Below are 26,772 nucleotides of genomic sequence, written 5' to 3'. Positions count from 1 at the left end.
TGCTCCCCTACTTCCCCCGCCGCCTCCCCTGCCTCCTCTGCCCGCTCCCCCGGCCCGCTCCCCCGCCGGGCCTCCCCCGGACGCCACTGCGGGCGCCCCCTCCGCGTGGAGGGGACGCCCGCGTCGCGCCCTGGGCGCGGGAAGCCTACGCGCCGGTGGAGTGGAAACCGCCGTCGACGTGCACGACCTCGCCCGTCGTGGCCGGGAACCAGTCCGACAGCAGCGCCACGACCGCGCGCGCGGCCGGCTCGGGGTTGGCGGTGTCCCAGCCCAGCGGGGCGCGCTCCGGCCACATGTCGGCCAGTTCCTCGAAGCCGGGGATGCTGCGCGCGGCCATCGTGCGCAGCGGCCCGGCCGAGACCAGGTTGACCCGGATGGCGTCCTTGCCCAGGTAGCGGGCCAGGTAGCGCGCCGTGGACATGAGCCCGGCCTTGGCCACGCCCATCCAGTCGTAGACGGGGAAGGAGACGTTGTGCTGGAAGTCCATCGCCACGATGGACCCGCCGTCCTTCATGAGCGGCAGCAGGGCCGTGGACAGCGCCTTCAGCGAGTACGTCGAGGTGTGCATCGCCGTGGCGACGTCCTCCCACGACGTGTTGAGGAAGTTGCCGCCCAGGGCCTCCTGGGGGGTGAAGCCGATGGAGTGCACGATGCCGTCGAGGCCGTCCACGTGCTCGCGCACGCGGTCGGCGAGGCTGTCCAGGTGCTCGGTGTCGGTGACGTCGAGTTCCAGCACCGGAGGGGTCTCGGGGAGGCGCTGGGCGATCCGTTCGACGAGGGAGAGGCGGCCGTAGCCGGTCAGGACGACGGTGGCGCCCTGCTCCTGGCACAGCCGCGCGATGTGGAAGGCGATCGAGCTGTCGGTGATCACCCCGGTGACGAGGATGCGCTTGCCCTCAAGGATTCCCATGGAGTCTGTTCGTCCTGTTCTTGTTCGGTTGCTCTGGGGGGCGTTGCGTGAGCGGGGGGGCAGTGCGTGGGCGGGGGCGTGCGGCGGCGGGGACGCGCTCGGGGCGGCCGCGGGCGGCGGTCCCGGAGGCACCGCCGCACCCGCGGGCGGGGACCGGGCCCCGCCCCCTCATGCCGTCTGCGGGCTCAGTGGCCCATGCCCAGCCCGCCGTCGACGGGGATCACGGCTCCGGTGATGTAGGCGCCGCCCTCGCCGGTGAGGAACCGGACGGCCCGGGCGACGTCCTCGGGCGCGCCGAAGCGGCCCAGGGGCACGTTCTTCTTGATGTCGGCCTGGCGCTCCTCGGGCAGCACCGCCGTCATGTCGGTGCTGATGAACCCGGGGGCGACCACGTTGACGGTGACGTTGCGCGAGCCCAGTTCGCGGGCGAGGGAGCGGGCGAACCCGACCAGGCCGGCCTTGGAGGCGGCGTAGTTGGTCTGCCCGCCCGAGCCGGCCAGGCCCACCACCGAGGAGATGAGCACGATCCGCCCGCTGCGCTGGCGCATCATGGTCCGCACCGCGCGCTTGGCCACGCGGAAGGCCCCGGTGAGGTTGGTGTCCAGGACCGAGGAGAAGTCCTCCTCGCTCATCATGGCCAGGACCTTGTCCTTGGTGATGCCGGCGTTGGCCACCAGCACCTCCACCGGCCCCTGCTCCTCCTCGACCTGCTTGAAGGCGGCGTCGACCTGGGCGCTGTCGGTGATGTCGCAGCGCACCCCCAGCAGTCCCTCGGGGGGCTCGCCGGAGCGGTACGTCACGGCGACCTGGTCTCCGCCGGCCGACAGCTCTCGGGCGATCGCCAGCCCAATCCCCCGGTTCCCACCGGTGACCAGTGCCGAGCGTGACATGTAAGGCACCTCCGTGCGCCGGATGCGGCGCGTTCGCGACCGTGCAGAGACAGAATGAACAGCAGCGTACCGAGCTACCGGCCGGTACCGGGAACCGAGTGTCGGTGTTTGACCCCACTGCGATCAGCGGCGTCGCCGGTGGTCCACGGCTCGGCGACGCCGTGTCCACCGCCCCTCCGCGGCCGTTTGACACCCCCTGGGAAGCGGGCTGGCGCGCGGCCCCGGTGTCGGGTATGCAGGGGTTTGGGCGCCCGCGCCGGGCGGGCCGCGCCGCAGCGACCGGGAGGCTCACCGTGGACACCGCCATCGTCGCCACGCCCGTCGACTTCGCCGTCTACGGCGAGTACGGCGGGAGCATGACCGCGCCCAAGGGCCGCACCTTCGAGCGCCCCACCTACCCCTTCCAGGAGCGCGTCGGCGGCGAGCGGTTCCCCGCCGAGCCCGGCCGCTACCGCGTCTACGCCTCCTACGCCTGCCCGTGGGCCCAGCGCAGCCTGATCGTGCGGCGGCTCAAGGGCCTGGAGAAGGCGGTCTCGGTGGCGATCGTCGACCCCGTGCGCGACGGCCGGGGCTGGGCGTTCCGCGAGGGCCCCGGCCACGGCCCCGACGAGGTCGGCGGGTTCGCCCTGCTGCGGGAGCTGTACGAGGCCACCGAGCCGGGCTACGACGGCCACATCTCGGTGCCGGTGCTGTGGGACACCGCCACCCGCCGCATCGTCAGCAACCACTTCCCCGACATCACCCTCGACCTCAACGCCCGCTTCAACGCCTGGGCCGAGCACGACGTGGAGCTGTACCCCGAGCACGCGCGGGCCGAGATCGACCGCCTCAACGAGCGGGTCTACGCGGCAATCAACAACGGGGTCTACAAGTGCGGGTTCGCGCCCAGCCAGGAGGCCTACGACTCCGCGGTCGCCGAACTGTTCGCGGCCCTGGACGAGCTTGAGGAGCTGCTGGCCGACCGCCGGTTCCTCACCGGCGACTTCGTCACCGAGGCCGACATCCGGCTGTGGGTGACCCTGGCGCGGTTCGACACCGTGTACTTCACCCACTTCAAGACCAACCTGCGGCGGCTGGCGGACTACCCCAACCTGTGGGGCTACACCCGCGACCTCTACACGCTGCCGGCGTTCCGCGAGACCACCGACTTCGACCACATCCGGCGGCACTACTACGTCACCCACGGCAACCTGAACCCGCGCCGGATCGTGCCGGTGGGGCCGCGGCCCGACTTCGACGCGCCCCACGACCGCGCGCGGCTCAGCGGCGGCGGCCCCGGCGCCCCGGTGCTCAGTCCCCGGTCAGGTACTTGAGCCCGCCCTCGACCAGCCGCGGCACCACCTCGCCGATGCGGTCGAAGTCGGCCCCCACGGTCTTGCCCTGCCGGTAGCGGTAGTGGATCCCCTCCAGGATCACCGCCAGCTTGAAGAACGCCAGGCCCACGTACCAGTCCAGGTGGGTGATGTCGCGGCCCGAGCCCGCGGCGTAGCGGGCGATGATCTCGTCGGCGTCGGGGTAGCCCTCGGCGGTGTGGGCGTCGCTGACCCCGGTGCTGGCGCGCATGGCCTCGCTGTTGTAGGTGAGGATCAGCGCGAGGTCGGTGAGCGGGTCGCCCAGGGTGGACATCTCCCAGTCGATGACCGCGCGGACGCGGTCGTCGGGCCCCACCAGCAGGTTGTCCAGTCGGTAGTCGCCGTGCACGATGGCGGGCGCGGTGCCCTCGGGGATGTTCTCGGCCAGGCGCGAGCGCAGCTCGTCGATGCCGGGCAGCTCGCGGCTGCGCGACGCCTCCAGCTGCTGGGACCAGCGGCGCACCTGCCGCTCCAGGAAGCCCTCGGGGCGTCCGAAGTCGGCCAGGCCCACGCCGGCGGGGTCGACCGCGTGCAGCGCCACCAGGGTGTCGATCATGGTCATGGCGACGGCGTGGGTGCGCTCGGGGCCGATCGCGGCGAGCTGGCGGGCGGTGCGGTAGGGCACCCCCTCCACGTACTCCATGACGTAGAAGGGCGCGCCGATCACGTCGGGGTCGGTGCACAGCAGCAGGGTGCCCGGCACGGGGACCGCGGTGCCGGCCAGGGCCGACACCACCCGGTGCTCGCGGGCCATGTCGTGGGCGGTGGGCAGTACGTGGCCCAGGGGCGGCCGGCGCACCACCCAGCGGGTGCGGCCGTCGGTGACCGCGTAGGTGAGGTTGGACCGGCCTCCGGCGATGACCTCGCCCTTCAGCTCGCCCTGGACCACGCCGGGCAGGTGGGCCGCCAGGTGGTCCTCCAGCCGCCGCAGGTCCAGGCCCGGTGGATTGGCGGTCCCGGCGTTGTCGCCCATGCGCACTCCCTGGTCTGATCGGGCCGCGGGGCGGCCCATGGCGCCCGGACGCGCCGCGCGGCGGCACGGCCGAGCGGCCCCGCTCGACGTAAACGACCACAACATACCATCCGGTCGGTTTCCTGGCGGCGGGGGTGGGCGAAGGGCGGCCGGGGCCCGTGGGAGGGGCGACCGGGCACGCCGGGCCGCCGCGCGCCACCCGGGCGGGGTGGACGGCGCGGACGGCCCGGCGGGGGGCGGCGCCGGCGGGCCCTAGTAGGTGATGGCCTCGGCGCCCAGCAGCGACTTGAGGTCGCCGGCGAGTTCGGGGCCCACCCGCACCGTGTAGCCCGGGATGTCGTAGACCCGCGACTTCAGCGGGTGGTCGACCCGGATGGTGAGCGGGGTCTCGCCGGGGTGGGCCTTGAGGATCTGCTTCAGCTCGTCGACGAGGTCGACGGTGACCCGCTGCTCCTGCATGGTGATCAGCATGGGCGGCGGGCCCTCGGTGACGTGGCTGATGTCCAGCGGGGTGAGCTCCATGGCCTGGATGGAGTACTCGCCCTCGCGCTCCTTGACCCGGCCCCGGACGGACACGGCGGTGTCCTCGGTGAGGACCTCGGAGTAGAGGGTGTAGGCCTCGGCGAAGAAGAGGACGTCGATGCTGGCGTCGAGGTCCTCGATGGTGACCTTGGCCCAGGGGTTGCCCGACTGCTTGCTGACCCGGCGCTCCACCGACGAGATCAGCCCGGCGATCTGGACCTCGGAGCGGTCGCGGCGCTCGCCGCTGTTCAGCTCGGGGATGGAGACGTCGCTGTTGCGCGCCAGGATGCGCTCGGCCCCGGCCAGGGGGTGGCTGGAGACGTAGAGGCCCAGCATCTCGCGCTCGAAGGCGAGCTTGGCCTTGCGGTCCCACTCCTTGTCCGACCAGGCGATGTCGAGGCCGATGGGGCCCGAATCGTCGGAGTCGCCGCCGCCGAACAGGTCGAACTGGCCGTGGGCCTCCTGCTTCTTGGCCGAGATCATGGCGTCCACGGCGTGCTCGTGGTGGTTGAACAGGTCCATGCGCGGCTGGCCCAGGCTGTCGAAGGCGCCGGCCTTGATCAGGGACTCCACCACGCGCTTGTTGCAGGCCGTCAGCTCGATCTTGGAGACGAAGTCGACGAACGAGGTGAACTCCCCCTTGGCCTTGCGGGTGTTCATGATCGACTCCACCACGTTGGCGCCGACGTTGCGCACGGCGCCCATGCCGAAGCGGATGTCGTTGCCGACGGCGGAGAACCGCAGCCCGGACTCGTTGACGTCGGGCGGCAGCACCCGGATGCCCATCTTGCGGCACTCGGCCAGGTAGACGGCCATCTTGTCCTTGTCGTCGCTGACCGAGGTCAGCAGCGCGGCCATGTAGGAGGCGGGGTGGTTGGCCTTGAGGTAGGCGGTGCGGAAGGACAGGATGGCGTAGCCGGCGGCGTGGGACTTGTTGAAGGCGTAGCCGGAGAACGGGAGCATGACCTCCCAGAGCTTGTCGATGGCCTCCTGGGAGAACCCGCGCTCCAGCATGCCGGCGCTGAACTTGCCGTACTCCTTCTCCAGCGCCTCCTTCTTCTTCTTGCCCATGGCGCGGCGCATGAGGTCGGCGCCGCCCAGGGAGTACCCGGCCAGCTGCTGGGCGATCGCCATGATCTGCTCCTGGTAGACCAGCACGTGGAAGGTCTCGGCCAGGATGGGGTCGAGGGCGTCGTACAGCTCCGGGTGGATCGAGGTGATCTCCTGGCGCCCGTTGGAGCGGTCGGCGTAGTCGTTGTGGGCGTTGGCCGCCATGGGGCCGGGCCGGTACAGGGCGTTGACCGCGACGATGTCGGCGAAGCGGGTCGGCTGCATGCGCCGCAGCAGCGCGCGCATGGCCGTACCGTCGAGCTGGAACACGCCCAGGGTGTCGCCGCGCGCCAGCAGCTCGTAGGTCTTCTTGTCGTCGAAGGGGATGTTCGACCAGTCGATGTCGATCCCCTCGTTGGACTTCACGTTGCGGATCGCGTCGTCGATGATCGTGAGGTTGCGCAGACCCAGGAAGTCCATCTTCAGCAGGCCCATCTCCTCGCACTGAGGGAAGGGGAACCCGGTGATGATGGCGCCGTCGGTGTCGCGCTTGTGCAGCGGCACGACGTCGAGCAAGGGTTCGGCCGACAGGATGACGCCGGCGGCGTGCACGCCGGTGCCCCGGGTCAGGCCCTCCACACCGCGCGCGGTCTCCATGACCTTGCGGACCTGGGGGTCCTTCTCCATCAGGTTGCGCAGCTCGACGGCCTCGGCGTAGCGCTCGTGCGAGGAGTCCTCGACGGCCGAGAGCGGGATCTCCTTGCCGCCCACCGCCGGGGGGAACGCCTTGGTGATCTGGTCGCCCAGGGCGTAGGGCAGGCCGTGGATGCGGGTGGAGTCCTTGACGGCGGCCTTGGCCTTGATGGTGCCGAAGGTGAGGATCTGGGCGACGCGCTCCTCGCCGTACTTGCGGGTGACGTACTCGATCATCTCCCCGCGCCGGCGCTCGTCGAAGTCCAGGTCGATGTCGGGCATGGTGACGCGTTCGGGGTTGAGGAACCGCTCGAACAGCAGGCCGTGCTCGATGGGGTCGAGGTCGGTGATGCCCAGCACGAAGGCCACCATGGAACCGGCGGCCGACCCGCGGCCCGGGCCCAGCGCGATGCCGTTCCTGCGGGCGTACTGGCAGATGTCGGCCACGACCAGGAAGTAGGCCGGGAAGCCCATGGCCTCGATGATGCCGACCTCGCGGTCGACGCGTTCGCGCACGGCGTCGCTGACGCCGTCGGGGTAGCGGACGGGCAGATGCCGCTCGATCTCCTTGCGCAGCCAGGACGCCTGGGTCTCGCCCTCGGGGACGTCGAACTTGGGCATGAGGTCGCGCGAGGCGAAGACCTCGTCGTAGCAGCCGTCCTCGACCTGCTCGGCGACCCAGAGGGTGTTGCGGCAGCCCTCGGCCCACTCGTCGAGGTTGAGGATGGACCGCATCTCCTCGGCGGACTTGATGTAGTAGCCGTCGCCGTTGAACTTGAAGCGGTTGGGGTCGTCGAGGTTCTTGCCCACGCCGATGGCCAGCAGGGCGTCGTGGGCCTCGGCCTGGTCCTGGGTGACGTAGTGGGAGTCGTTGGTGACCAGGGGCCGCAGGTTGAGCCGGCGGCCGACGGCGAGCAGGCCGTCGCGGACCTCGCGCTCGATGCCGATGCCGTGGTCCATCAGCTCCAGGAACACGTGGTCGCGGCCGAAGATGTCCTGGAGCTTGGCGGCGTACTCGACCGCCTCCTGCTCCTGGCCCAGGCGCAGCCGGGTCTGCACGCCGCCGGAGGGGCAGCCGGTGGAGACCATGATGCCCTCGGAGTGCTGACTCATCAGCTCCAGGTCCATGCGGGGCTTGCCGTAGTAGCCCTCGATGCTGGCCAGCGAGGACATGCGGAAGAGGTTGCGCAGGCCGGTGGCGTTGCGCGCCCACATGGTCATGTGGAGGTAGCGCCCGCCGCCGGAGATGTCCTTGCCGCCCTCGGCCTGGTCGTCGGAGTCGCCGCGGCCCCAGCGCATGCGCTTCTTGTGGAAGCGGGACTCCGGCGCGACGTAGGCCTCGATGCCGATGATGGGCTTGACCCCGGAGCCCTTGGACTTCTCCCAGAACTCGTAGGCGCCGAACATGTTGCCGTGGTCGGTCATGGCCACGGCGGGCATCTGCAGCCGGGCCGCCTCCGCGAAGAGCGGCTTGAGTTTGGCGGCGCCGTCGAGCATGGAGTACTCGGTGTGCACATGCAGGTGAACAAAGGGGTCGGACACAGCTCGTGCTCTCTGTCGGTCGGGGTTCAAACGGTCAGGGATCGGTCGGTCGGACACGACGGCCGGTGGCGGCGGGCGCCCGGCGGCCGGCCGGTGCGCGGTCTGCGCCACTGGAGGTTCTCACCCTAACTCCGGACCCACCGGCCCCGCCCCGCTCATCCACAACTCCCAGCTCAGCGGCCTGCGGGCGTGTCGCGGCCGCGCGCGCCAGGGCCCGGAGGGGCGCGGCGGGGGTGCGGCGCCCGGTACCCTCCGGCAGGCCCCGACCTCCGTGTTCTCCTGGCGCACAACTGTGCGGAACAACCAAGAAGGTCCCGGGTTTTTGTCCGCGGGAACGAACACCCGCTGTTCACCCCGCCCGTAGGATTCCGCCACCGCTCACCGGCGCGCCCCGATCGACCATCGGCGAGCGGCCGCGCGGCGGCGCCCGCACCGCCCACCCCTCCGGTGCGGAGGCGGCCGCCACCCCCCGCCCCCGGCGGGTCCGCGCGTGCCCGCCACGCGGCGGCCCCGCCGTTCGGCCCGCGCCGCGTCGACTCCGCGGCGGCCCGAGCACCGGGCCGATCCCCCGTCCGCCCCCCGGGGCGGACCCTCTGCGATTCAGGGAGCCTGCTATGAGCGTGGCGAACACGCCCACACCGCCTTCGGCGCCGCCCGGCCCGCAACGGACCAAGGTCCTGGTGGCGAGCCTGACCGGCAGCACCATCGAGTGGTTCGACTTCTTCCTCTACGGCACGGCGGCGGCGCTCGTCTTCGACGAACTGTTCTTCCCCTCCGACGACCCGTTCGTGTCGCTGATGCTGTCCTACCTGACCTTCGCGCTGACGTTCTTCATCCGGCCGCTGGGCGGGGTCGTCTTCGCCCACATCGGCGACCGCGTCGGCCGCAAGCGCACCCTGGTCATCACGCTGTCCCTGATGGGCGGCGCGACCATGCTCATCGGCCTGCTGCCGACCTACGACACCGCCGGGCTGTGGGCGCCGGTGCTGCTGGTCGCCCTGCGGGTGGTGCAGGGCATGGGGATCGGCGGCGAGTGGGGCGGCGCGCTGCTGCTGGCCTACGAGTACGCCCCCGCGCACAGGCGCGGCCTCTACGGCAGCGTGCCGCAGATGGGCATCACCAGCGGCATGCTGCTGGCCGGCCTGGCGCTGTCGGGGATGAGCCTGCTGGACGACGCCCAGTTCGCGGCGTGGGGCTGGCGCGTGCCGTTCGTCGCCAGCGTGGTACTGGTGGCCGTGGGCCTGTGGATCCGCTCCGGTATCGAGGAGACCCCGGCGTTCCGCGCGGCCAGGAGCGAGGGCCGCGTCGCCCGGCTGCCGATCGTGGAGACGCTGCGCCACCACTGGCGCGCGGTGCTGATCGCGGTGGGCGTGAAGGTGGTCGAGACCGCGCCGTTCTACATCTTCGGCACGTTCGTGGTGAGCTACGCGACCGGAACGCTGGACTACTCCAACACCGTGGCGCTGAACTCGGTGACGGCGGCCGCGGTGGTGGCCACCGTCGCGATCCCGCTGGCCGGCCGGCTGTCGGACTCCTGGGGCCGCCGGCGCGTCTACGTCATCGGCACCGTCGCGCTGGCCGTGTTCGCCGTGCCCTACTTCCTGATGCTGCAGACGGGCGCGGGGCTGATGCTGGTGGCCGCCACGGTGATCGGGCTGGGCATCCTGTGGCCGCCGGTGACCGCCACGATCGGCACGCTCAGCTCGGAGATCTTCTCGACCCGCGTGCGCTACACCGGGGTCACCCTGGGCTACCAGGTCGGCGCCGCCCTGGCCGGGGCACGGCCCCGCTGATCGCCACGTGGCTGCTGTCGCGGTTCGGCGAGTCGTGGGTGCCCATCGCGGTGTACCTGGTGGTGACCGCGGGGATCTCCCTGGCGGCGGTGGCGCTTGCACGCACGGCCGCGTCGGCGGAGTCGCCCATGGAGGAGCAGGGACAGGGACAGGGCGGGCGCGGCCCGGCGGCCTAGCCCGGCCCGGTCCGGTCCCCGTGCGGCCGCCGCCCGCCCGTGTGCGGGCGGCGGCCGCACGGCGTGCGGGCTCCCGGCCGCTAGCCGTGCCGACGCCGGCGCATCCGCGGAGCGGCGGTATGCGGCGCCCCGGCTCCCCCGGGCCCGCTACTGGGCGCGCAGCGCGGTGAGCAGCAGGTCGGCGTAGTAGTCGCCGATCTGCTGGGGGCTCAGCTCGCCGTCGGGGCGGTACCAGGTGCTGAGGTGGTGCACGCTGCCGAAGTAGAAGTCGACCACCAGGTCGGCGGGCACGCGGTCGGTGAACACGCCCGCCTGCTGGCCCTCGGTGATCAGCGAGCGGAACAGCTCGTGGTAGCGGCGGCGCTCCAGGCGGACCTCGCGCTGCTTCTCGGCGGTGAGCTGGTGCAGCGAGCGGAAGGAGATGGTGGCGTCGTCGAGGTGGTCGATGGTGCTGACCACCACGTCGGCGGCGGCGCGGCCCACCCGGTCGGCGACGGGGCCGCCGGAGCCGGCGATCTCCTGGAGCCGGCTCATCTGCATCCGCAGCACGCGCGCGTAGATCTCGGCGAGCAGGTCGTCCTTGGAGTCGAAGTAGTGGTACATCGCCCCCTTGGTGACGTTGGCGGCGTCCACGATCTCCTGGACGGAGGTGCGGTCGAAGCCCTTCTCGGCAAACAGCCGGGTGGCGACGGCCAGCAGGCGGCGGGGCACCGACTGCTCGGCGGACTCGGTGGCAAGGGGCCCGGCGGGTCCGGGGTCGGGAGCGGCGGCGGTCCCGGCCGGCGTCCCCAAGCCCCCCTGGGTGCGAACGGCCACGGCTCGGCCTTTCTACGACGAACGGAGGCGGCTGCGCGGAGCGCCCGGGTCTGGACACGTGGCTGCGGACCCTGATGCGGCGCTGCACCCACAATAGACCGCCCGGCCGCCCCGCCTCGGGTGAACCACGTCACCCCCGCCTTACCCGGCGCCGCCGCGCCCTGGGCCGTCGCGGCGGCCGCCCGAGCCGCTCAGGCCCACCCGGCGTCGTGGGCGAGGATGGCGGCCTGCACCCGGTTGCTCAGCCCCAGCTTGGCCAGGATGCTGCTGACGTGCGCCTTCACGGTGGCCTCGCGCATGCCCAGGCTGCGCCCGGCCTCGGCGTTGGACATCCCCTTGGCCACCGCCACCAGCACGTCGCGCTCGCGCTCGCTGAGCACGGACAGGCGCTGGGCGGCCGCGGCGCCGGCACCCGACCCCGCGGCCGCGAACCGCTCCAGCATCCGCTTGGTGATGCTGGGCGCCAGCATGGCGTTGCCCTCGGCGATGGTGCGCACGGCGGAGATGAGGTCGCGCGGCGGGGTGTCCTTGAGCAGGAACCCCACGGCTCCGGCGCGCAGCGCCCGGTGCACGTACTCGTCCAGGTCGAAGGTGGTCAGCAGCACCACCTTGGGCGGGTGCGCAAGGTCGGCCAGCGCGGCGGCCGCGGTGAGCCCGTCGGTGCCGGGCATGCGGATGTCCAGCAGGGCCACGTCGGGCTCCACGCGCGCCGCCAGCTCCACCGCCTCGGCGCCGTCGCCGGCCTCGCCCACGACCTCGATGTCCTCGGCGGAGTCCAGGATCATCCGCAGGCCCGAGCGGACCAGCTGCTCGTCGTCCACCAGAATCGTGCGGATCACCGCTGTGTGGCTCTTTCCGCGCCGGAATCCTTGTCCGGCTCCCGCTCCCCGCTCTCCGGCGCGCGCCCGGCGGGCATGACGGCGCGCACCCGCCAGCCGCCGCCGGGCCGGGGTCCGGCGGCGAGCGTACCGCCGATCAGCGCCAGCCGCTCGCGCAGGCCCGCCAGGCCGTAGCCGCTGCCCGGCGGGGGATCGGCGGGCGGCCCATCGGGCGGGTCCTCGTTGTCGACCGTGACGGCCAGTTCGCCGGGCCGGTGCTCCAGTTCCACGCGCACGGCGCCGCCGGGGGCGTGCTTTCCCGCGTTGGTCAGCGCCTCCTGCACGGTGCGGTAGGCGGTGCGCTCGGTCTGGGCGGGCAGCGGCGCGGGCGTGCCCGACACCCGCCAGTCCACCGGCGTCCCCGCGCGCCGCCACTCGCCGATGAGGCGGGCGAGGTCGGCCAGCACCGGCTGGGGTGCGGTGGGCGCGGCGGCGTCGGGCTCCTCGCGCAGCACGCCCAGAATGCCGCGCAGCTCGGCCAGCGCCTCGCGGCCGGTGGTGCGGATCAGCCCGGCCGTGGCCACGGTGCGCTCGTCGGCCGCCGAGACCTCCAGGCCGCCGGCGTGCAGCACCATCAGGCTGACCCGGTGGGCGACCACGTCGTGCATCTCGCGGGCGATGCGGGTGCGCTCGGCGGTGATGGCCTGGTCCGCCAGCAGGTGCTGCTCGCGCTCCAGGCGCTCGGCGCGCTCGTGCAGGTTGGCGATGAGCTCGCGGCGGGTGCCCACCCACAGACCCACGGTCAGCGGCATGGCCTGGAACACCAGGACCAGCATCACCGCCGCGCCGGGGACGACGGCGCTGGCCAGGCTGAACTGGGCGATGGAGGCGCCCATCAGGCCCACCGCCCACGCCGCCAGCGACCGCCGGTTCTCGTTCCAGGCGGCGTAGCTGAACAGTGCCAGGCCCGGAGTGCCGAAGTCGCCGACGCACAGCAGCAGCGCGGCCGAGGCCGCCATCAGCAGGCCGGGGCGGGTGCGGCGCACCAGCACCAGGGCGGCGACCCCGGCGGGCACCAGGAAGGTGAGGGCGGCCATGGACAGCACGCGCGGCATCGATCCGGACGCCTGCATGGCCGTGCCGCCGAGGGGGCCGGCCGGCGCCACCGCGACCATCAGCGCGATCCAGGGGTAGGCCATCGCCGCCAGCGTCCAGTCGGCGGCCCGGTGGCGGCGCGCCCACCAGCGCTCCCTCCAGGTCCGCGCCGCCCCGTCCTGTTGCTCCACCACTCCTCGCCCCCGTGCCGCAGGGCCGCCCCGATGCTCGGCGGCCGGTGTCTGCGGCGGAGTCTATGCGCCCCACGCGCGCGCGTCGGCGCTGGTCGAACGGCCGCCGGGCGCCTCCGCCGAAAGTCGGTGCGCCGCGCGTCGGCCCAGGTGGCGGCGGGTGCGCCGGGGTACGGGCGGCGCGCGGGGGCGCGGCCGGGGCGCGCCCGCCCCCGACGAAAGTCGGTGCCCCCGCCCCGACCATGTGCGGCGCGCGGGCCCCGGCGGCGCGGCTTTCGCCCATGCGGTTGATCGCCACTGCGGCCGATGCCCCCGCCACCTGCGCGGGCCTAGCGTTGGACACCGTGCCGCGCCGCAGCCGGGGACGCCCGGGGCGCGGCCCGTGGACCGGTTACGCCGTTGTCTTCCGCAACCGTTTTGGAGTCTTCGAGTGAGCGAGTACGCGGCCGCGGCCGCACCGCAGCCCTCCCCCGCCCCGCCCGTGGTGGTCGCCCGCGACCTGACCAAGGTCTACGGCGGCGCGGGATCGACCGTCCGCGCGCTGGACGAGGTCAGCGTGTCCTTCGCCCGCGGCGCCTTCACCGCGATCATGGGTCCGTCGGGCTCGGGCAAGTCGACCCTGATGCACTGCCTGGCCGGGCTGGACACGGTCACCTCCGGCACCGTGCACCTGGGCGGCACCGAGATCACCCGGCTCAGGGACCGCGAACTGACCCTGCTGCGCCGCGACCGCATCGGGTTCGTCTTCCAGTCGTTCAACCTGCTGCCGATGCTCACCGCCGAGCAGAACATCCTGCTGCCCGCCCGCATCGCCCGGCGCCGCACCGACCCCGCCCGGCTGGCGCGCATCGTGGAGGTGGTCGGGCTCGGCGAGCGCCTGCACCACCTGCCCTCGGCGCTGTCGGGCGGCCAGCAGCAGCGCGTGGCGGTGGCCCGCGCGCTGCTGGGCGACCCCGAGGTGGTGTACGCCGACGAGCCCACCGGCAACCTCGACTCCCGCTCCGGCGCGGAGGTGCTGGGGTTCCTGCGCGACTCCGCGCGCGACCTGGGCCAGACGGTGGTGATGGTCACCCACGACCCGGTCGCCGCCGCCTACGCCGACCGCGTGGTGTTCCTGCGCGACGGCCGGCTGGTGGACGAGGTGTACGGCCCCACCGCCGAGACCGTGCTCGACCGCCTGGTGAAGCTGGAGTCCTGATCCGATGCTGCGCACCACACTGGCCGGCCTGCGGCTGCACAAGGGCCGGCTCGTCACCACCGCCCTGGCCATCGCGCTGGGGGTCATGTTCGTCGCGGGCACCCTGGTCTTCACCGACACCGTGCGCGCCTCCTACAGCGCCCAGGTGATGGGCTCGGCGGAGCGGATGGACGCCGTCGCGCTGCCCGCCGGGGACTCCGAGCGGCCGCTGCCGCCCGGCCTGCTCGACGAGATCCGCGCCCTGCCCGAGATCGACCGCGCCGAGGGCATGGTCCGCGCCGAGGCGCCGCTGCTGGACCGCGACGGCCGCGCGGTGGGCGCGATGCCCACCCTGGCGGTGTCGGTGGGCGGCCTCAGCCGCTACACGGCCGCCGAGGGCGAACTGCCCGCCGCCGACGACGAGGCGGCCCTGGCCACCTCCACCGCCGAGGCCGCCGGCTACGGCATCGGCGACACCGCCGAGGTGCTGGACGCCGACGGCGAGCGCCACGCGTTCACCGTCACCGGTCTGGTCGACTTCGGCGTCGACCCGCAGGTGGGCTACCAGGGCGCGGTCGTGTTCACCCCCGAGACCGCCACCCGCATGACCGGCGTGGCGGGGTTCGCCGAGATCGACGCCGTCGCCGCCGAGGGGGTGCCCGCCGAGGAGGCCGCGGCGGCCGTGGACGCCGTGGCCGGCTCCGGCGCCGAGGTGATCACCGGGCGGACCCTGGGCGAGCGGCTGGCCGACCGGGCCGGTGTCGAGGCCGACAGCATCGCCACCGCGCTGCTGCTGTTCGCGGTGGTGTCGGTGGTGGTGGCCGCGATCGTCATCCACAACACCTTCGCGATCCTGGTGGCCCAGCGCCAGCGCGAGATGGCGCTGCTGCGCTGCGTGGGCGCCCGGCGCGGGCAGGTCTTCACCAGCGTGGTGGTCGAGGCGCTGGTGGTGGGCCTGGCCGCCTCGGTGCTGGGCGTGCTGGCCGGGATCGCCCTGGCCGCGGTGGGGTTCCGCCTGGGCGGCGACGCGCTGGACGCCGGCGCCGGCGCGGCGCCGGTGGTGCTCACCCCGGCGGCGGTGGTGGTCGGCCTGGCCGTGGGCACCCTCACCACACTGATCGCCGCCGTGCTGCCGGCCCGCCGCGCCACGTTCGTGCCGCCGCTGGCGGCGCTGCGCGGCAGCGCCGTGGCCACCGGCCTGGACCGGCGCACCGGGTGGCTGCGCACCGGCGCGGGCGCGGTGCTGCTGAGCGCCTCGGCGCTGCTGGTGGCCTACGCCGTGGACACGCCCTCGGGCCAGCAGGGCCTGGTGGTGGTGGCACTGGCGGGCATCCTGGCGTTCCTCGGCGTGGTCGTGCTGAGCCCGCTGCTGGTGCGCCTGGCCGTGGCCGCGCTCGCCCCGCTGATGCGGCTGCTGGGCGTCTCGGGCGCGCTGGCCGCCGACAACGCCCGGCGCAATCCGCGCCGGGCGGCCACCGCGATGGTCGCGCTCACCGTGGGCGCCACGCTGATCAGCGGGTACTCGGTGGTCAACGCGTCGATGCGGGCCACCACCGACGACATGCTGGACCGGCAGTTCCCTTTCGACTACCAGCTCACCGCGCAACTGGCCGAGGACGGCCCGGCCACCGTGCCGGCGGAGGTCGCCGAGGACCTGCGCGACTCCCCCGCGATCGGCTCGGTGATCGCCGACCGCTCCGTCTTCCCCGAGGCCGGGGGGCAGACCGCGGGCTACCGGGTGGCCACCTACCGGGGCGCCGAACTGGGCCGCGACCTGGAGTCGGAGATGGTCGCCGGCGACCTCGCCGACGTGGGGCCGGGGCGGGCCGCCGTGGACGAGGAGATCGCCGCGGGCCGCTCGGTCGGCGACACCGTCGCCGTGGAGACCGCCCGCGGCGAGCGGGAGTACGAGATCGCGGCGATCGTGCCCAACAGCAGCCAGCTGTGGGGCGTCACACTGGCCCCGCGCGACTTCGCCGCGGCCTTCCCCGAGGTCACCGAGGACTCCACCGTCCTGGTGACCGGCGCCGAGGACGCCGAACCCGGGGAGGTCCGCGCGGCCGTCGAGGCCGTGCTGGCCGACCACCCCACCGTGCAGATGGTCTCGATGAGCGACATGCGCGCGCAGTTCGACACCGTGCTGGCCGGGGCGTTCCTGGCGATCATGGCCATGCTGGGCCTGGCCGTGCTGATCGCGGTGTTCGGCATCGCCAACACCCTGGCGCTGTCGGTGCTGGAGCGCACCCGGGAGTCGGCGATGCTGCGGGCGCTGGGCCTGCGCCGGGGGCAGCTGCGGCTGATGCTGGCGCTGGAGGCGGTCGTGCTGTGCCTGACCGGCGCGCTCGTCGGCGTGGCCCTGGGCGTGTTCTTCGGCTGGGCGGCGGGCAGCGCGGTGCTGCGCGGCCTGATCTTCCAGGTGCCCGCGGACCAGATCGCGGCGTTCCTGGCGATCGCCGTGGCCGCCGGCCTGCTCGCCTCGGTGCTGCCGGCCCGCCGCGCGGCGCGGACCTCGATCACCGCCGCGATGGCCGGGCGCTAGCCGCACCCGCGCGACACACCCCGGACGCGGGCCGCCCCATCGGGCGGCCCGCGCCGTAGTGTGGCCCTGGCGCCGCCGCGGCCGCCCCCCGGCGGGGCGGCGCACCGCCGCGGCGGAGGGGCAGGGGGTGGCGTGTGGCAACCGCGGGTGCGACCGGCGGCGGCGAGGTGGCGTGGGGGACTCCGGCGGCGCGCTGGATCCTGACGGCGACCGTGCTGGGCTCGGGCATGGCGTTCCTGGACTCCACGGTGGTCAACGTGGCGCTGCCGGCCATCAGCGGCGACCTGGACACCGGGGTGGCCGGGCTGCAGTGGATCGCCAACGGCTACATGGTCACGCTCTCGGCGCTGATCCTGCTCAGCGGTTCGCTGAGCGACCGGTTCGGCCGGGTGCGGCTGTTCTCGCTGGGCGTGGCGTGGTTCGCGCTGGCATCGGCGCTGTGCACGGTGGCGCCCGGCCTGGGCTGGCTGATCGCCGGGCGGGTGCTGCAGGGGGTGGGCGGCGCGCTGCTCACCCCGGGCAGCCTGGCGATCCTGCAGGCGAGCTTCCGCAAGGGCGACCGGGCGCGGGCCATCGGCGCGTGGTCGGGGCTGACGGGGGTGGCCTCGGCGATCGGGCCCTTCGTGGGCGGGTGGCTGGTCGACATCGGGTCCTGGCGCCTCATCTTCCTCATCAACCTGCCGCTGGCGGCGGCCGTGCTGCTGATCGCCCGGCGGCACCTTCCGGAGTCGGTCGACGACCAGGCGCCCGCGCACCTGGACTACGCGGGCGCACTGCTGGGCATGGTCGGCCTGGCGGCGCTGACCTACGCGATGATCGCCTCGGGCGAGGCGGGTGCCCCGGTGGCGGCGACCGCCGCCGCGGCCGTGCTGGGGTTGGCGGCGCTGGCGGCGTTCGTGTGGGTGGAGCGCCGCGGGCCGCACCCGATGCTGCCGCTGGACATCTTCCGCTCCACGCGCTTCACCGTGACCAACGTGGTGACGGTGCTGATGTACGGCGCGCTGGGGCCGCTGCTGTTCCTGCTGGTGATCTACCTGCAGGAGGTGCTGGACTACTCGGCGGTGGCGGCGGGGGCGGCGTCGCTGCCGATCACGCTGCTGATGCTGGCGCTGTCGGGGCAGTCGGGCCGCCTGGCCGAGCGGATCGGGCCGCGGTGGCAGCTGACCGCCGGGCCGCTGCTGGTGGCGGCCGGGCTGGTGGTGCTGTCGCTGGTCGGGCCGGGCGACACCTACCTCACCGGTGTGCTGCCGGGCGTGCTGCTGGTGGGCCTGGGGCTGTCGACCGCCGTGGCTCCGCTGACCGCCACCGTCCTGGCCTCGGCGGCCGAGCGGCACGCCGGGGTGGCCTCGGGGGTGAACAACACCCTGGCGCGCACCGCGCAACTGGTGGGGGTGGCGGCGGTGCCGGTGCTGGCCGGGATCAGCGGCGGCGCCGGGGTGGCGGGCGGGTTCGCGCCCGCGATGCTGATGATCGCCGGGCTGGCCGCGGCGGCGGGGCTGCTGGCGCTGGTGCTGCTGCGGCGGGCCCCCAGGCGGGGCGGGCCCGAGGCCCCGGCCGAGCCGCGTGCGGCGGCCGCCGCGCAGCCGCCGGAGCGGCGGGAGCCCGAGCCGGAGGCGGCGGCCGACCGGATGTTCTGCGGGGTGTGCGGCCCCCCGCTGGGCACCTGCCCGCACTCATCGGCGGGGCGGCCGGCTTCGCCGGACGCCTGAGAGGTCCTAGAGTCGGTGGCATGGGACTTCCGGCCTCCGAAGGCGGCGCGCCGGCCGTCGTGTTCGCGGGCGGCGGGCCCGGCGCCGCGCTGACCGCGATCGCGCTGCTGCGCGCGACCACCTGGCTGCGCCTGGTCTACCGGATCGTGCTGCTGGACGAGCACGGGCGCTTCGCGCGCGGGCGGGTCTACGGCTCCCCCGGCGGCGACTGCCCGCTGGAGGCCCCTGTCAAGGACATGTCGGCGCTGCCCGACCGCCCCTGCCACCTGCTGGAGTGGCGGCGCGCGGCGGGCGCGGCCTGCGGGCCGGGCACCGTGCTGGCCCGCCGGGTCTACGGCGACTACCTCGCCGACACCCTGGCGGCCACCGCCGCGTGGGCGGCGCCGCACGCGGCCCTGGTCACCCGAACGGCGCGGGTGGCGGCGGTGGAGGCCGACGACGCGGGCGCGCGCGTGCTGCTGGCCGACGGCGGGCGGGTGGAGGCGGCGGCGGTGGTGGTGGCCACCGGCGATCCGGCCGAGGCGGCGCCGCCGCGGGTGGCCGGCGCCCTGCGCGCCGGGGCGGGCGCGGGGCTGGCCGCGTGCCGGTGCGGCGCGGTGCTCACCGGGTCGGGCGAGCCGGCGCGGCGGGTGTTCGCGGTGGGCGCGGTGCGCGACGGCGGCCCGGCCACGGTGCCCCGCATGCGCGACCAGGCCGAGGCGCTGGCCCAGCGCATCGCCGACACGGTGCTGCGCACGCCCCCGGGCCGCGCGGGCTGAGGCCCGCGGCGGTCGGTGGCGGGTGGGGGCGCGGTGCGGCGGGGAGTCGCGCCGGGAATTGAGGGGAGAGGCACCCGCACGGCGGCCGGGGCCGCAGGACGGGCCGCGCGGGCGGGGGTCAGTGCGGGCCGCGCCGCGCGCGGCGTTCACCGGCGCGCAGCCGGAACGGGCGCAGCGCCGACTCCACCTGGACCGCGAGGTCCATCTTGCTGGAGCCCTCGCGGCGGTCCTCGAAGTGGATGGGGATCTCCACGATCTTCTGCCCGCGCGCGAACGCCCGGTAGTGCATCTCGACCTGGAAGCTGTAGCCGCTGCTCTCGATGCCCGGCAGGTCCAGCACCTCCAGGGCCTCGCGCCGCCAGATCTTGAACCCGGCGGTGACGTCGCGGATGGGCAGGGCCAGGATCGCCTTGACGTAGGCGTTGGCCCAGCCGCTGAGGAGCCGGCGGTGGGCGCGCCACTCGTCGGAGAGGCTGCCGCCGGGCACGTAGCGGCTGCCGATCACCACGCCGGCGCCGGTGGAGAGCATGGTGCCCAGCAGTTGCGGCACGTAGCCGGGCGAGTGGCTGAGGTCGGCGTCCATCTGCACGACGAAGTCGGCGCCGTCGTCCAGGGCGCGGGTCATGCCCGCCACGTAGGCGCGGCCCAGGCCGTCCTTGGCCATCCGGTGCAGCACGGCGACCCGCTCGGTGCCGGGGGTGTTGTGCTCGGCGGCGAGCTTGTCGGCGACACGGCCGGTGCCGTCGGGGGAGTTGTCGTCGACCACCACCACCCGCAACTCGGGGAGCCCCAGCGCGAACAGCCGCTCCACCAGCACGGGGAGGTTCTCGGCCTCGTTGTAGGTGGGCACGACGACGCTCACCGCGGAGCGCGCCCACGGGTCGGGCAGGGTCACCGGGGTCGGCATAGGCGCTCCTCTGGGGTTCGCGGGCTTGGGCGAATGACACGTAGCGTAGGGGGGTTCGCAGGGATTTGCCCACCTTTGCCCGTCGGCGCCGCCCGGTTCGTCACTCGCCCCGGTCGACCTCCAGCACCGCCACGTGCACGAGCGTGCCCATGTCCTCCAACGTCATCAGCACCTCGGGGTCGGCGTGGTTGTCGGTGATCAGGTGCGCGATGTGCTCGGGCGGCACGGTCTGCACCATGGTGTCGGCGCCGACCTTGGTGTGGTCGGCGAGCACCACGACCTCCTGCGCGCAGGCCACCAGGGCCCGGTCGACGCTGGCGACCGCCGGGTTGGGCGTGCTCAGGCCGCGCTCGGCGGTGATGCCGTTGCCCGAGACGAACGCCAGGCGCACCCGAAGCCCCGCCAGCGCCTGCTCGGCGGCGGTGCCCACCAGCGCGCGGATGGAGCCGCGCAGGGTGCCGCCGGTCATCACGACCTCGACCCCGGGGGCGGCGGCCAGGACCTCGGCGACCAGGAGGGAGTTGGTGACCACGGTGAGGTTCTGCCGGCCCACGAGTTCGCGGGCCAGGGCCTCGGTGGTGGTGCCGGGGCCCAGCACGATCGCGTCGTCGTCCTCGACCAGGCGCGCCGCGGCGGCGGCGATGGCGAGCTTCTCGGGCGCGGCCTGGCCGGACTTCTGCGCGTAGCTCTGCTCGTAGCCCAGACGGCCGGGCAGCGCGGCGCCGCCCCGGCGGCGGTCGATCAGGCCTTCGGCCTCCAGCGCGCGGACGTCGCGGCGCACCGTGACCTCGGAAGCGCGCACGCGCGAGGCGATCTCGCGCAGGGCCATGGCGCCGTTGGCCCGCACGAGTTCCAGGATGCGTTCGCGGCGTTCGGCCGCGAACGCGGGCCGGGTCTCGTCTGCCATGACAACTCCATCTCGGTGCCGGGCCGGGTGGGCGGCCCTGTGCGATCCGATGATAGAGCCGCCGTTCTCAGCCGAAATGCACTCCATGGGTGTGGAACGAGCGGTCGATGGTGTCGTCGTCGGCCGTGGAGTCGTCCTCAAGAGCGGGGCCGCGGACGACGAACGCGAGCACGAAGAGGGTGATGAGCACGCCGAGTATGACGAGTGTCCCAATACCGAACAGCACCATGATGGACACGAGGGCCTCCCTGGTGAGCGGGCTGACCGGCGACGTCGCGGTGAAGGCGGCCTCGCACCGGAGGGGTCATAGGAGTCGATGCCCGGTGCGGGGCGGTTTCATGCCCCGGTCGGGCGAGTCGTTTGCGGCGGACCCCGGCCGTTACCGGACGAAATCAGCCGGAGTCGGCGGGAAACAGCCGGGCGGGCGTCCACCGTGGCGGGTCCCGGCGGGGCCGGGCCACAATGGGGCGGTGACTCCCCTGACGTGCGACCTGTGGTGGGGCGACCTCACCGCCACCTCCCCCGACCGACTGCGCACCCTGTCCGCCCTGCTCGACGCCGACGAACGGCAGCGGCACGCCCGCTTCCGCCTGCAGGCCGACAAGGACCGCTACGCGCTGGCCCACGGGCTCGCGCGCCTGGCGGTGGGGCGGGCCGCCGGGATCGCGCCGGAGTCGGTGACCTTCGACCTCCGCTGCGTTCCCTGCGAACGCAAGGCGGACCCGCCCGACCGGGGGCCGCACGGCAAGCCCCGGCCCAGCGGCCCGGCCGAGGGGTGGGAGATCTCCTTCAGCCACTCCGGAGACCGCGTCCTGCTGGCCATGGCCCGGGGTGTGCGGGTGGGCGCCGACGTGGAGCGGGTGCGGTCGCTGCGCGCCAGCCTCGACGGCCTCCTCGACCACGCGCTGACCGAGGGCGAGCGCGCCGACCTCGCCGCGCTCGGCCCGCAGGAGCGCGAGGCCGCCTTCTTCACCTACTGGTCGCGCAAGGAGGCCCTGCTCAAGGCCACCGGGGAAGGGGTCGGCAACCTGACCGCCGTCACCCTCTCGGTGCCGGGCGCGCCCATCGAGGTCCGCTCCTGGGACTCGCCCGATGCCCCCGCCCCCGGCCACGTCCACCTGCGCGACATCCCCGCCGGCGACGAGTACCGCGCGGCCGTGGCCGTACTGACTCCCCGGCCCCTGGAGATCGCCGTCCGCGACGCGGCCGAGCTGTTGCGGTAGCCGCCGCACGCGCCCGCCCACGGCCGCGCACCCAGACGGGCGGGCGCTCGCGCGGGTCCGAGGCGGCGCGGCGAACGGCGGCCGATCGAGCGGTCGACACAAGTAGGAATGTGGGGATTTGTGTTGAGTGCGCGGTTTGCGTGGAGTCGCGCCACAATAGGGCCGTGACTCCCCTGACGTGCGATCTGTGGTGGGGCGACCTCACCGCCACCTCCCCCGACCGACTGCGCGCCCTGTACGGCCTGCTCGACGCCGACGAGCGGCAGCGGCACGCCGCCTTCCGCGTCCCCGCCGACAAGGACCGCTACGCGCTGGCCCACGGGCTCGCCCGCCTGGCGGTGGGGCGGGCCGCCGGGATCGCGCCGGAGTCGGTGACCTTCGACCACCTCCGCACTCCCCGTCAAGGCAAGGCGGACCCGCCCGGCCGGGGTCCGCGCGGCAAGCCCCGGCCCAGCGGCCCGGCCGAGGGGTGGGAGATCTCCTTCAGCCACTCCGGAGACCGCGTCCTGCTGGCCATGGCCCGGGGTGTGCAGGTGGGCGCCGACGTGCAGGAGGTCCGGACCGTCCGCATGGGAGTCGACAGCCTCCTCGGCCAACTGCTGCACGAGGACGAACGCGGCCACTTCACCCGACTCGACCCGCGGCAGCGCGAGGCCGACTTCTTCACCTACTGGTCGCGCAAGGAGGCCTTGGTCAAGGCAACGGGCGAGGGGCTCGCCGCGGCGACCAAGGTGGTCGTCTCGCCCCCGGGCGCCCCCATAGCGGTCCACTCCTGGGACACGCCGAACGGTCCCGCCCCCGGCCACGTCCAACTGCTCGACGTCGCGGCCGGTGACGGCTACAGCGCCTCCGTGGCCGCACTCACCCCCCGGCCGCTGGAGATCTCCGTCCGCGACACCGCCGACCTGCTGAAAGGACTGCCGAAGGCCCGGCCTCGCACCGGCCTGCGCGGCGGCACCGGCCTCGGCCCCGCGAAAACCCGCACCGCCCCCGCCACAGCCACCCGCCGCACCGCCCCCGCCTCGCAGCACCGGCCCGGCCCGTCGGCGACCCGCTGACACCGCCCGGCCGAGCGGCACGCGGGGGCGTGGCGACGAGACGGAGAACGCCAAGGACGGGGACGGGCACCAAGGGCGAGCGGGTGCCGGTGCGGCGCGCAGCGGCAGGGCCGGTTGCGACGCACCGCCCCGACGAGGCAGCGAGGGCACACGGGCGGCCGGGCAGGCGGTCGCCGAACCCGCCGGCCACGGGAACGGGCGACGACGAGGGCGGTCGGGGGCCGGGCGGGGCAACCAGCGGGCCCCGGACGTGGTGGTCAAGGTCTCCGACGGCGCGGCGGCCGCCGGAAAACGCGGCAACCCGATGCCGAGCGCAGGTTGCGGCGCGCAGGAGACGGGAATCGGGATGACAATGTATACAGGCCTCCGATTTGATGAACTTGCCCGAAAAACGCTTGCATTTGCCCGCCCCACCACACCCCGACGGGCGGCATGATCAGCCCGTGTCTCATATACCGAGACAACAGCGCCGCTCCGGCGGCCATATGCACGGTTCACCCGTTCTCGCGGACGACGATCTGCGGTTTTTCGCGAATCCGGTGACCGTGGACCGCAGACCGTCGCGAGAGGTGGCGTCTTCGTCTCACCGTATGAGACCTGGATGGTTCGGTGTCCGTTCTGCCCTGTGGGCGAGTCGGAAGGCCCAGGAGGATGCGACTCGTCGACGGCCCAGCCGCCTGCTGGGGCGTCAGGCAGCTGCCGCCTGCCCCACCGGCCGGCCCTGCCGCGCGCCGACCGCCCGTCGCCCCACCCCGGCCCGGCCGCGAACCCCGGCTGCCACAACCTCCGCCCCGGCTCCGGGAGCCGATCACCGCCCATCCCGGCCACCCGCCGCCCTCGGCGCCACGTCACCGCTCCGACCACCCACTGCGGGAACCGATCATCACCCCGCCCCAAGCCCCACCACCATCCCCCACCTCGCCTGCCGCACTGCTCACTTTTGCCACAAACGTCCCTTGCCGACATTTTTTCGTGACCTTGTGCCAGTCATGACTCACTTGACCGGCACCAACCGCCGCTTGAAGTATGTGGTTGTGCGCAACCGTCGCCCTGGCTCTGCCCCCGCACCACTTGCACCTCTCGCATCACCCCTGGCAGCACCTCCCGCAGCCGCCCTCGCCGCGCCTCTTGCGCCCCCTGCGCCGCCCGCGGCCGCATCTCCCGCGTCTCCGGCAACTCGCGCCGTTCCCGGCGCGTTCACCGGCCCCGCTGCCCGACCCCTCGGTCTCAGGTGAGCAACGCCGCCCCCCGCCACGGCATCGCCGGTGAGGACGGCAGGAACGCGCTGCTGTCGGTTGTCGAGACCGTGCACGGCATCCAGGTGGCCGACCCCTACCGCTGGCTGGAGGACCCCGACTCCCCCGCCACGCGCCAGTGGCTGGCCGACCGCGAGCGCGAGTTCGCCGCCGCAGCCGCGCGTTGGCGGCTGCGCGCGCCGCTGGCCGAGCGCATCCGCCGACTGGTCGCCACCGACCTGTGGACTCCCCCGGTGCGGCGCGGCGGCCTCGTCTTCGCCACCCGGCGCCGCGCCGGCGCCGACCACCCCGCCATCGTCGTCCTGAGCCCCGGCACCGACGACCCCGCCGGTCCCCCGCGCGAGCGCACCGTCTTCGACCCCCACGCCTTCGATCCCAGCGGCGGCACCACCCTGGACTCCTGGGAGCCCTCGCCCGACGGGCGCCGCGTCGCCGTGCAGACCTCCTCGGGCGGTACCGAGCGCGGGGTACTGCGGGTCCTGGACACCGACTCCGGCCTGCCGGTCGAGGAGGCGATCCGGGGGGTCCGCTACTCCCACGTCGCCTGGGTCTCCCCCGATGCGTTCTACTTCGTGCGCCGCGACGACACCGACGGCCGGCGCGGCGTGTGGCTGCACCGCGTCTCGGCCGGCCGGTCGGAGCCCGACGTGCTGGTCCGCCCCTGCTCGGGTCCGCGCACCGTCCCGGGTGTACGGCTGCTGGGCGGCCGCTGGCTGGTGGTGTCGGAGAGCCACGGCACGGGCCACCGCACCGACCTGTGGATCGCCGACCTGGGCGGCCCCGCCGAACCTGCCCCCGCCGCAGCAGCCACCGACGCCGCGGGGGCCACCACCGCCCCCACCGCCGCCGCAGGCGCCTTGTCCGCCGCCGACCTCGACGGCGGTCCCGCCCGCCCCCGCTGGCGGCCCGTGCACGTGGGCCTGGACGCGGAGTCCCACCCCGACCTGGGTCCCGACGGCATGCTCTACCTGCGCACCACCCTGGGCGCGCCCCGGCGGCGGATCTGCGCCGTCGACCCGCGCGATCCGGGGACCGCCAACTGGCGCGAGGTCGTGCCCGAGGACCCTGACGCCACGCTCGACGGGTTCGCGGCGGCGGGCACGGCCGAGGCCCCCGAACTGCTGCTCACCCGCACCCGGTTGGGCATCAGCGAACTCGCCGCGCACGACCCCCGCGACGGCCGGCTGCTGCGCGTGCTTCCGCTGCCCGACGAGGGCATGGTCACCCGCCTGGAGGCCGAGCCGGACGGCGGCGCCCACCTGTGCTACGCCGACGTCGCCACCCAGCAGTGCGTGCTGACCCTGGCGCCCGGCGCCGAACGCCCCCGGCCCTGGCCGCGCGGGACCGCGCCCGCGCCCCCCGCCGACATCCGCCGACGCACCACGTGGTGCCGCTCGGCCGACGGCACGCGGGTGCCCGTCACGGTCTTCGCCGCCGTGCCCTCCACTGCCGTGCCCGCCGCCACCGGGCCAACAGCCCCCGCCCCTGTCCCCGCCGGCCCCGCGTTCGCCCCCGGCCCGACCATCCTCCACGCCTACGGCGGATTCGGCCGCCCGCGCCAGTTCGGGTTCAGCGCCACCGTGCTGGCCTGGCTGCTGGCGGGCGGGCGCTACGCGGTCGCGCACGTGCGCGGCGGAGGCGACCGGGGCCGCGAATGGCATCTGCGCGGCTCCGGCCGCGCCAAGGTGCGCGCGGTCGAGGATCTGATCGCCGCCGCCGACGAACTCGTGGCCGCCGGGTGGTGCTCGCGCGGCCAACTGTGCCTGTCCGGAGGCTCGGCCGGCGGTCTGCTGGTGCTGGCCGCCGCCGCACTGCGGCCCGACCTGTGCTCGGCGGTCATCGCCTCGGCCCCGCTGGCCGACATGGCCCGCTTCGAGCGCCTGGGCCTGGGTGCCATGTGGACCCGGGAGTTCGGCACCGCCGCCGACCCCGCCGACTTCGCCGCGCTGATGTCCTACTCCCCCTACCACCGCGTGCTCGCCGAGGGCACCGCCCGGCACCCGGCGGTGCTGCTCACCGGGTTCCACGGCGACACCCGCACCGACGCCGCCCACCCGCGCAAGATGTGCGCGGCGCTCCAGGCGCGGGGCGGGCACCGCCCGGTGCTGCTGCGCTACGAGCGCGACGTCGGCCACGGGCCGCGCGCCGTCACCCGCGCCATCAGCCTGGCCGCCGACGCCCACGCCTTCGCCGCCGACCAGACCGGGCTGGCCGGTCCCCCGGGCCGGCGCGGCGCCGCGCCGGCGCGGTCGCGGGAGGCGACGTGACGTCCCCAGGCAGGCTGCCGCCCCGGCGGCCCCACCCCCGCGCCGGTGCGCGCGGGGGCGGCGGTCCTCCCCCCGGCAGGGGGTTGGCGGTGCGCCGTCCACACCGTGAGGCCCACCGGGTCTGCGCGGCGGCGCGCCGAGGTCCACAGC

At 74.4% G+C, this 26,772-nt stretch carries 20 protein-coding genes; 10 read left to right on the top strand and 10 right to left on the bottom strand.

The window, feature by feature from the left end; genetic code table 11:
- Window positions 1–145: 145 nt before the first annotated feature.
- Together fabI and fabG are read right to left on the bottom strand one after the other, a co-directional pair.
- Window positions 146–910, bottom strand: coding sequence for an enoyl-ACP reductase FabI (gene fabI, locus HNR12_RS01170; protein ID WP_179765708.1), 765 nt, complete (start codon window positions 908–910; stop codon window positions 146–148).
- A 185-nt stretch (window positions 911–1,095) separates the two neighbouring features.
- Entirely contained in the window at window positions 1,096–1,800 is a 705-nt protein-coding gene (fabG, locus tag HNR12_RS01165) for a 3-oxoacyl-[acyl-carrier-protein] reductase (protein ID WP_179765707.1), read from the bottom strand.
- Between the two features lie 356 nt (window positions 1,801–2,156).
- Between fabG and HNR12_RS01160 the strand changes: the two genes are divergently transcribed.
- On the top strand, window positions 2,157–3,113 hold the full coding sequence (locus HNR12_RS01160) for a glutathione S-transferase family protein (RefSeq protein ID WP_246624148.1): 957 nt from the start codon (window positions 2,157–2,159) through the stop codon (window positions 3,111–3,113).
- On the opposite strand, the gene HNR12_RS01155 is transcribed toward HNR12_RS01160, so the two are convergent.
- Together HNR12_RS01155 and dnaE are read right to left on the bottom strand one after the other, a co-directional pair.
- A complete protein-coding gene (locus tag HNR12_RS01155; protein ID WP_179765705.1) occupies window positions 3,091–4,125 on the bottom strand; it encodes a phosphotransferase family protein in 1,035 nt (344 codons plus the stop codon). The genes HNR12_RS01160 and HNR12_RS01155 overlap by 23 nt on opposite strands.
- A gap of 252 nt (window positions 4,126–4,377) precedes the next feature.
- A complete protein-coding gene (dnaE, locus tag HNR12_RS01150) occupies window positions 4,378–7,932 on the bottom strand; it encodes a DNA polymerase III subunit alpha (protein ID WP_179765704.1) in 3,555 nt (1,184 codons plus the stop codon).
- A 614-nt stretch (window positions 7,933–8,546) separates the two neighbouring features.
- Here dnaE and HNR12_RS01145 point away from each other — a divergent pair.
- Window positions 8,547–9,725: an MFS transporter gene (locus HNR12_RS01145; RefSeq protein ID WP_338119703.1), complete on the top strand. Its 1,179-nt coding sequence runs from the start codon at window positions 8,547–8,549 to the stop codon at window positions 9,723–9,725.
- Window positions 9,726–9,763: 38 nt separating this feature from the next.
- A complete protein-coding gene (locus HNR12_RS29395; protein WP_338119702.1) occupies window positions 9,764–9,901 on the top strand; it encodes a hypothetical protein in 138 nt (45 codons plus the stop codon).
- A gap of 147 nt (window positions 9,902–10,048) precedes the next feature.
- Here the strand turns inward: HNR12_RS29395 and HNR12_RS01140 are convergent, their stop codons facing one another.
- The 3 genes from HNR12_RS01140 to HNR12_RS29390 form a co-directional block, all read right to left on the bottom strand.
- The gene (locus tag HNR12_RS01140; protein WP_217781842.1) at window positions 10,049–10,612 is read right to left on the bottom strand and encodes a TetR/AcrR family transcriptional regulator; all 564 of its coding nucleotides are present in this window, start codon (window positions 10,610–10,612) and stop codon (window positions 10,049–10,051) included.
- Window positions 10,613–10,908: 296 nt separating this feature from the next.
- On the bottom strand, window positions 10,909–11,556 hold the full coding sequence (locus HNR12_RS01135; RefSeq protein WP_179765702.1) for a response regulator: 648 nt from the start codon (window positions 11,554–11,556) through the stop codon (window positions 10,909–10,911).
- Entirely contained in the window at window positions 11,553–12,821 is a 1,269-nt protein-coding gene (locus HNR12_RS29390; RefSeq protein WP_308118469.1) for a sensor histidine kinase, read from the bottom strand. The genes HNR12_RS01135 and HNR12_RS29390 overlap by 4 nt, the downstream gene beginning before the upstream one ends.
- Before the next feature lie 430 nt (window positions 12,822–13,251).
- On the opposite strand from HNR12_RS29390, the gene HNR12_RS01125 reads away from it, so the two are divergent.
- From HNR12_RS01125 to HNR12_RS01110, 4 genes are all read left to right on the top strand, one after another.
- Entirely contained in the window at window positions 13,252–14,019 is a 768-nt protein-coding gene (locus HNR12_RS01125; RefSeq protein WP_179765701.1) for an ABC transporter ATP-binding protein, read from the top strand.
- Window positions 14,020–14,023: 4 nt separating this feature from the next.
- A complete protein-coding gene (locus HNR12_RS01120; protein ID WP_179765700.1) occupies window positions 14,024–16,537 on the top strand; it encodes an ABC transporter permease in 2,514 nt (837 codons plus the stop codon).
- 134 nt (window positions 16,538–16,671) lie between these two features.
- Window positions 16,672–18,246, top strand: a complete 1,575-nt coding sequence (locus HNR12_RS01115; protein WP_308118470.1) for an MFS transporter — start codon at window positions 16,672–16,674, stop codon at window positions 18,244–18,246.
- A gap of 20 nt (window positions 18,247–18,266) precedes the next feature.
- Window positions 18,267–19,004, top strand: coding sequence for an FAD/NAD(P)-binding protein (locus HNR12_RS01110; RefSeq protein WP_179765699.1), 738 nt, complete (start codon window positions 18,267–18,269; stop codon window positions 19,002–19,004).
- A 118-nt stretch (window positions 19,005–19,122) separates the two neighbouring features.
- On the opposite strand, the gene HNR12_RS01105 is transcribed toward HNR12_RS01110, so the two are convergent.
- From HNR12_RS01105 to HNR12_RS01095, 3 genes are all read right to left on the bottom strand, one after another.
- The gene (locus tag HNR12_RS01105; RefSeq protein ID WP_179765698.1) at window positions 19,123–19,911 is read right to left on the bottom strand and encodes a polyprenol monophosphomannose synthase; all 789 of its coding nucleotides are present in this window, start codon (window positions 19,909–19,911) and stop codon (window positions 19,123–19,125) included.
- A 100-nt stretch (window positions 19,912–20,011) separates the two neighbouring features.
- Window positions 20,012–20,818 carry a DeoR/GlpR family DNA-binding transcription regulator gene (locus tag HNR12_RS01100; RefSeq protein ID WP_179765697.1) on the bottom strand — a complete coding sequence of 269 codons (807 nt, stop codon included), beginning with the start codon at window positions 20,816–20,818 and terminating at the stop codon, window positions 20,012–20,014.
- 67 nt (window positions 20,819–20,885) lie between these two features.
- Entirely contained in the window at window positions 20,886–21,056 is a 171-nt protein-coding gene (locus tag HNR12_RS01095) for a hypothetical protein (RefSeq protein WP_179765696.1), read from the bottom strand.
- Between the two features lie 232 nt (window positions 21,057–21,288).
- Between HNR12_RS01095 and HNR12_RS01090 the strand changes: the two genes are divergently transcribed.
- From HNR12_RS01090 to HNR12_RS01080, 3 genes are all read left to right on the top strand, one after another.
- Window positions 21,289–22,041, top strand: a complete 753-nt coding sequence (locus HNR12_RS01090; RefSeq protein WP_338119701.1) for a 4'-phosphopantetheinyl transferase family protein — start codon at window positions 21,289–21,291, stop codon at window positions 22,039–22,041.
- 164 nt (window positions 22,042–22,205) lie between these two features.
- A complete protein-coding gene (locus HNR12_RS01085) occupies window positions 22,206–23,099 on the top strand; it encodes a 4'-phosphopantetheinyl transferase family protein (RefSeq protein WP_308118739.1) in 894 nt (297 codons plus the stop codon).
- Between the two features lie 1,231 nt (window positions 23,100–24,330).
- Entirely contained in the window at window positions 24,331–26,622 is a 2,292-nt protein-coding gene (locus HNR12_RS01080; RefSeq protein WP_394353906.1) for a prolyl oligopeptidase family serine peptidase, read from the top strand.
- Window positions 26,623–26,772: the final 150 nt, after the last annotated feature.

It is taken from the genome of Streptomonospora nanhaiensis (assembly GCF_013410565.1).
Classification (GTDB): Bacteria; Actinomycetota; Actinomycetes; order Streptosporangiales; family Streptosporangiaceae; genus Streptomonospora; species Streptomonospora nanhaiensis.
The sequence above is the reverse complement of the archived record's forward strand: the minus strand, read 5'-3'. Positions and strand labels throughout refer to the sequence as shown.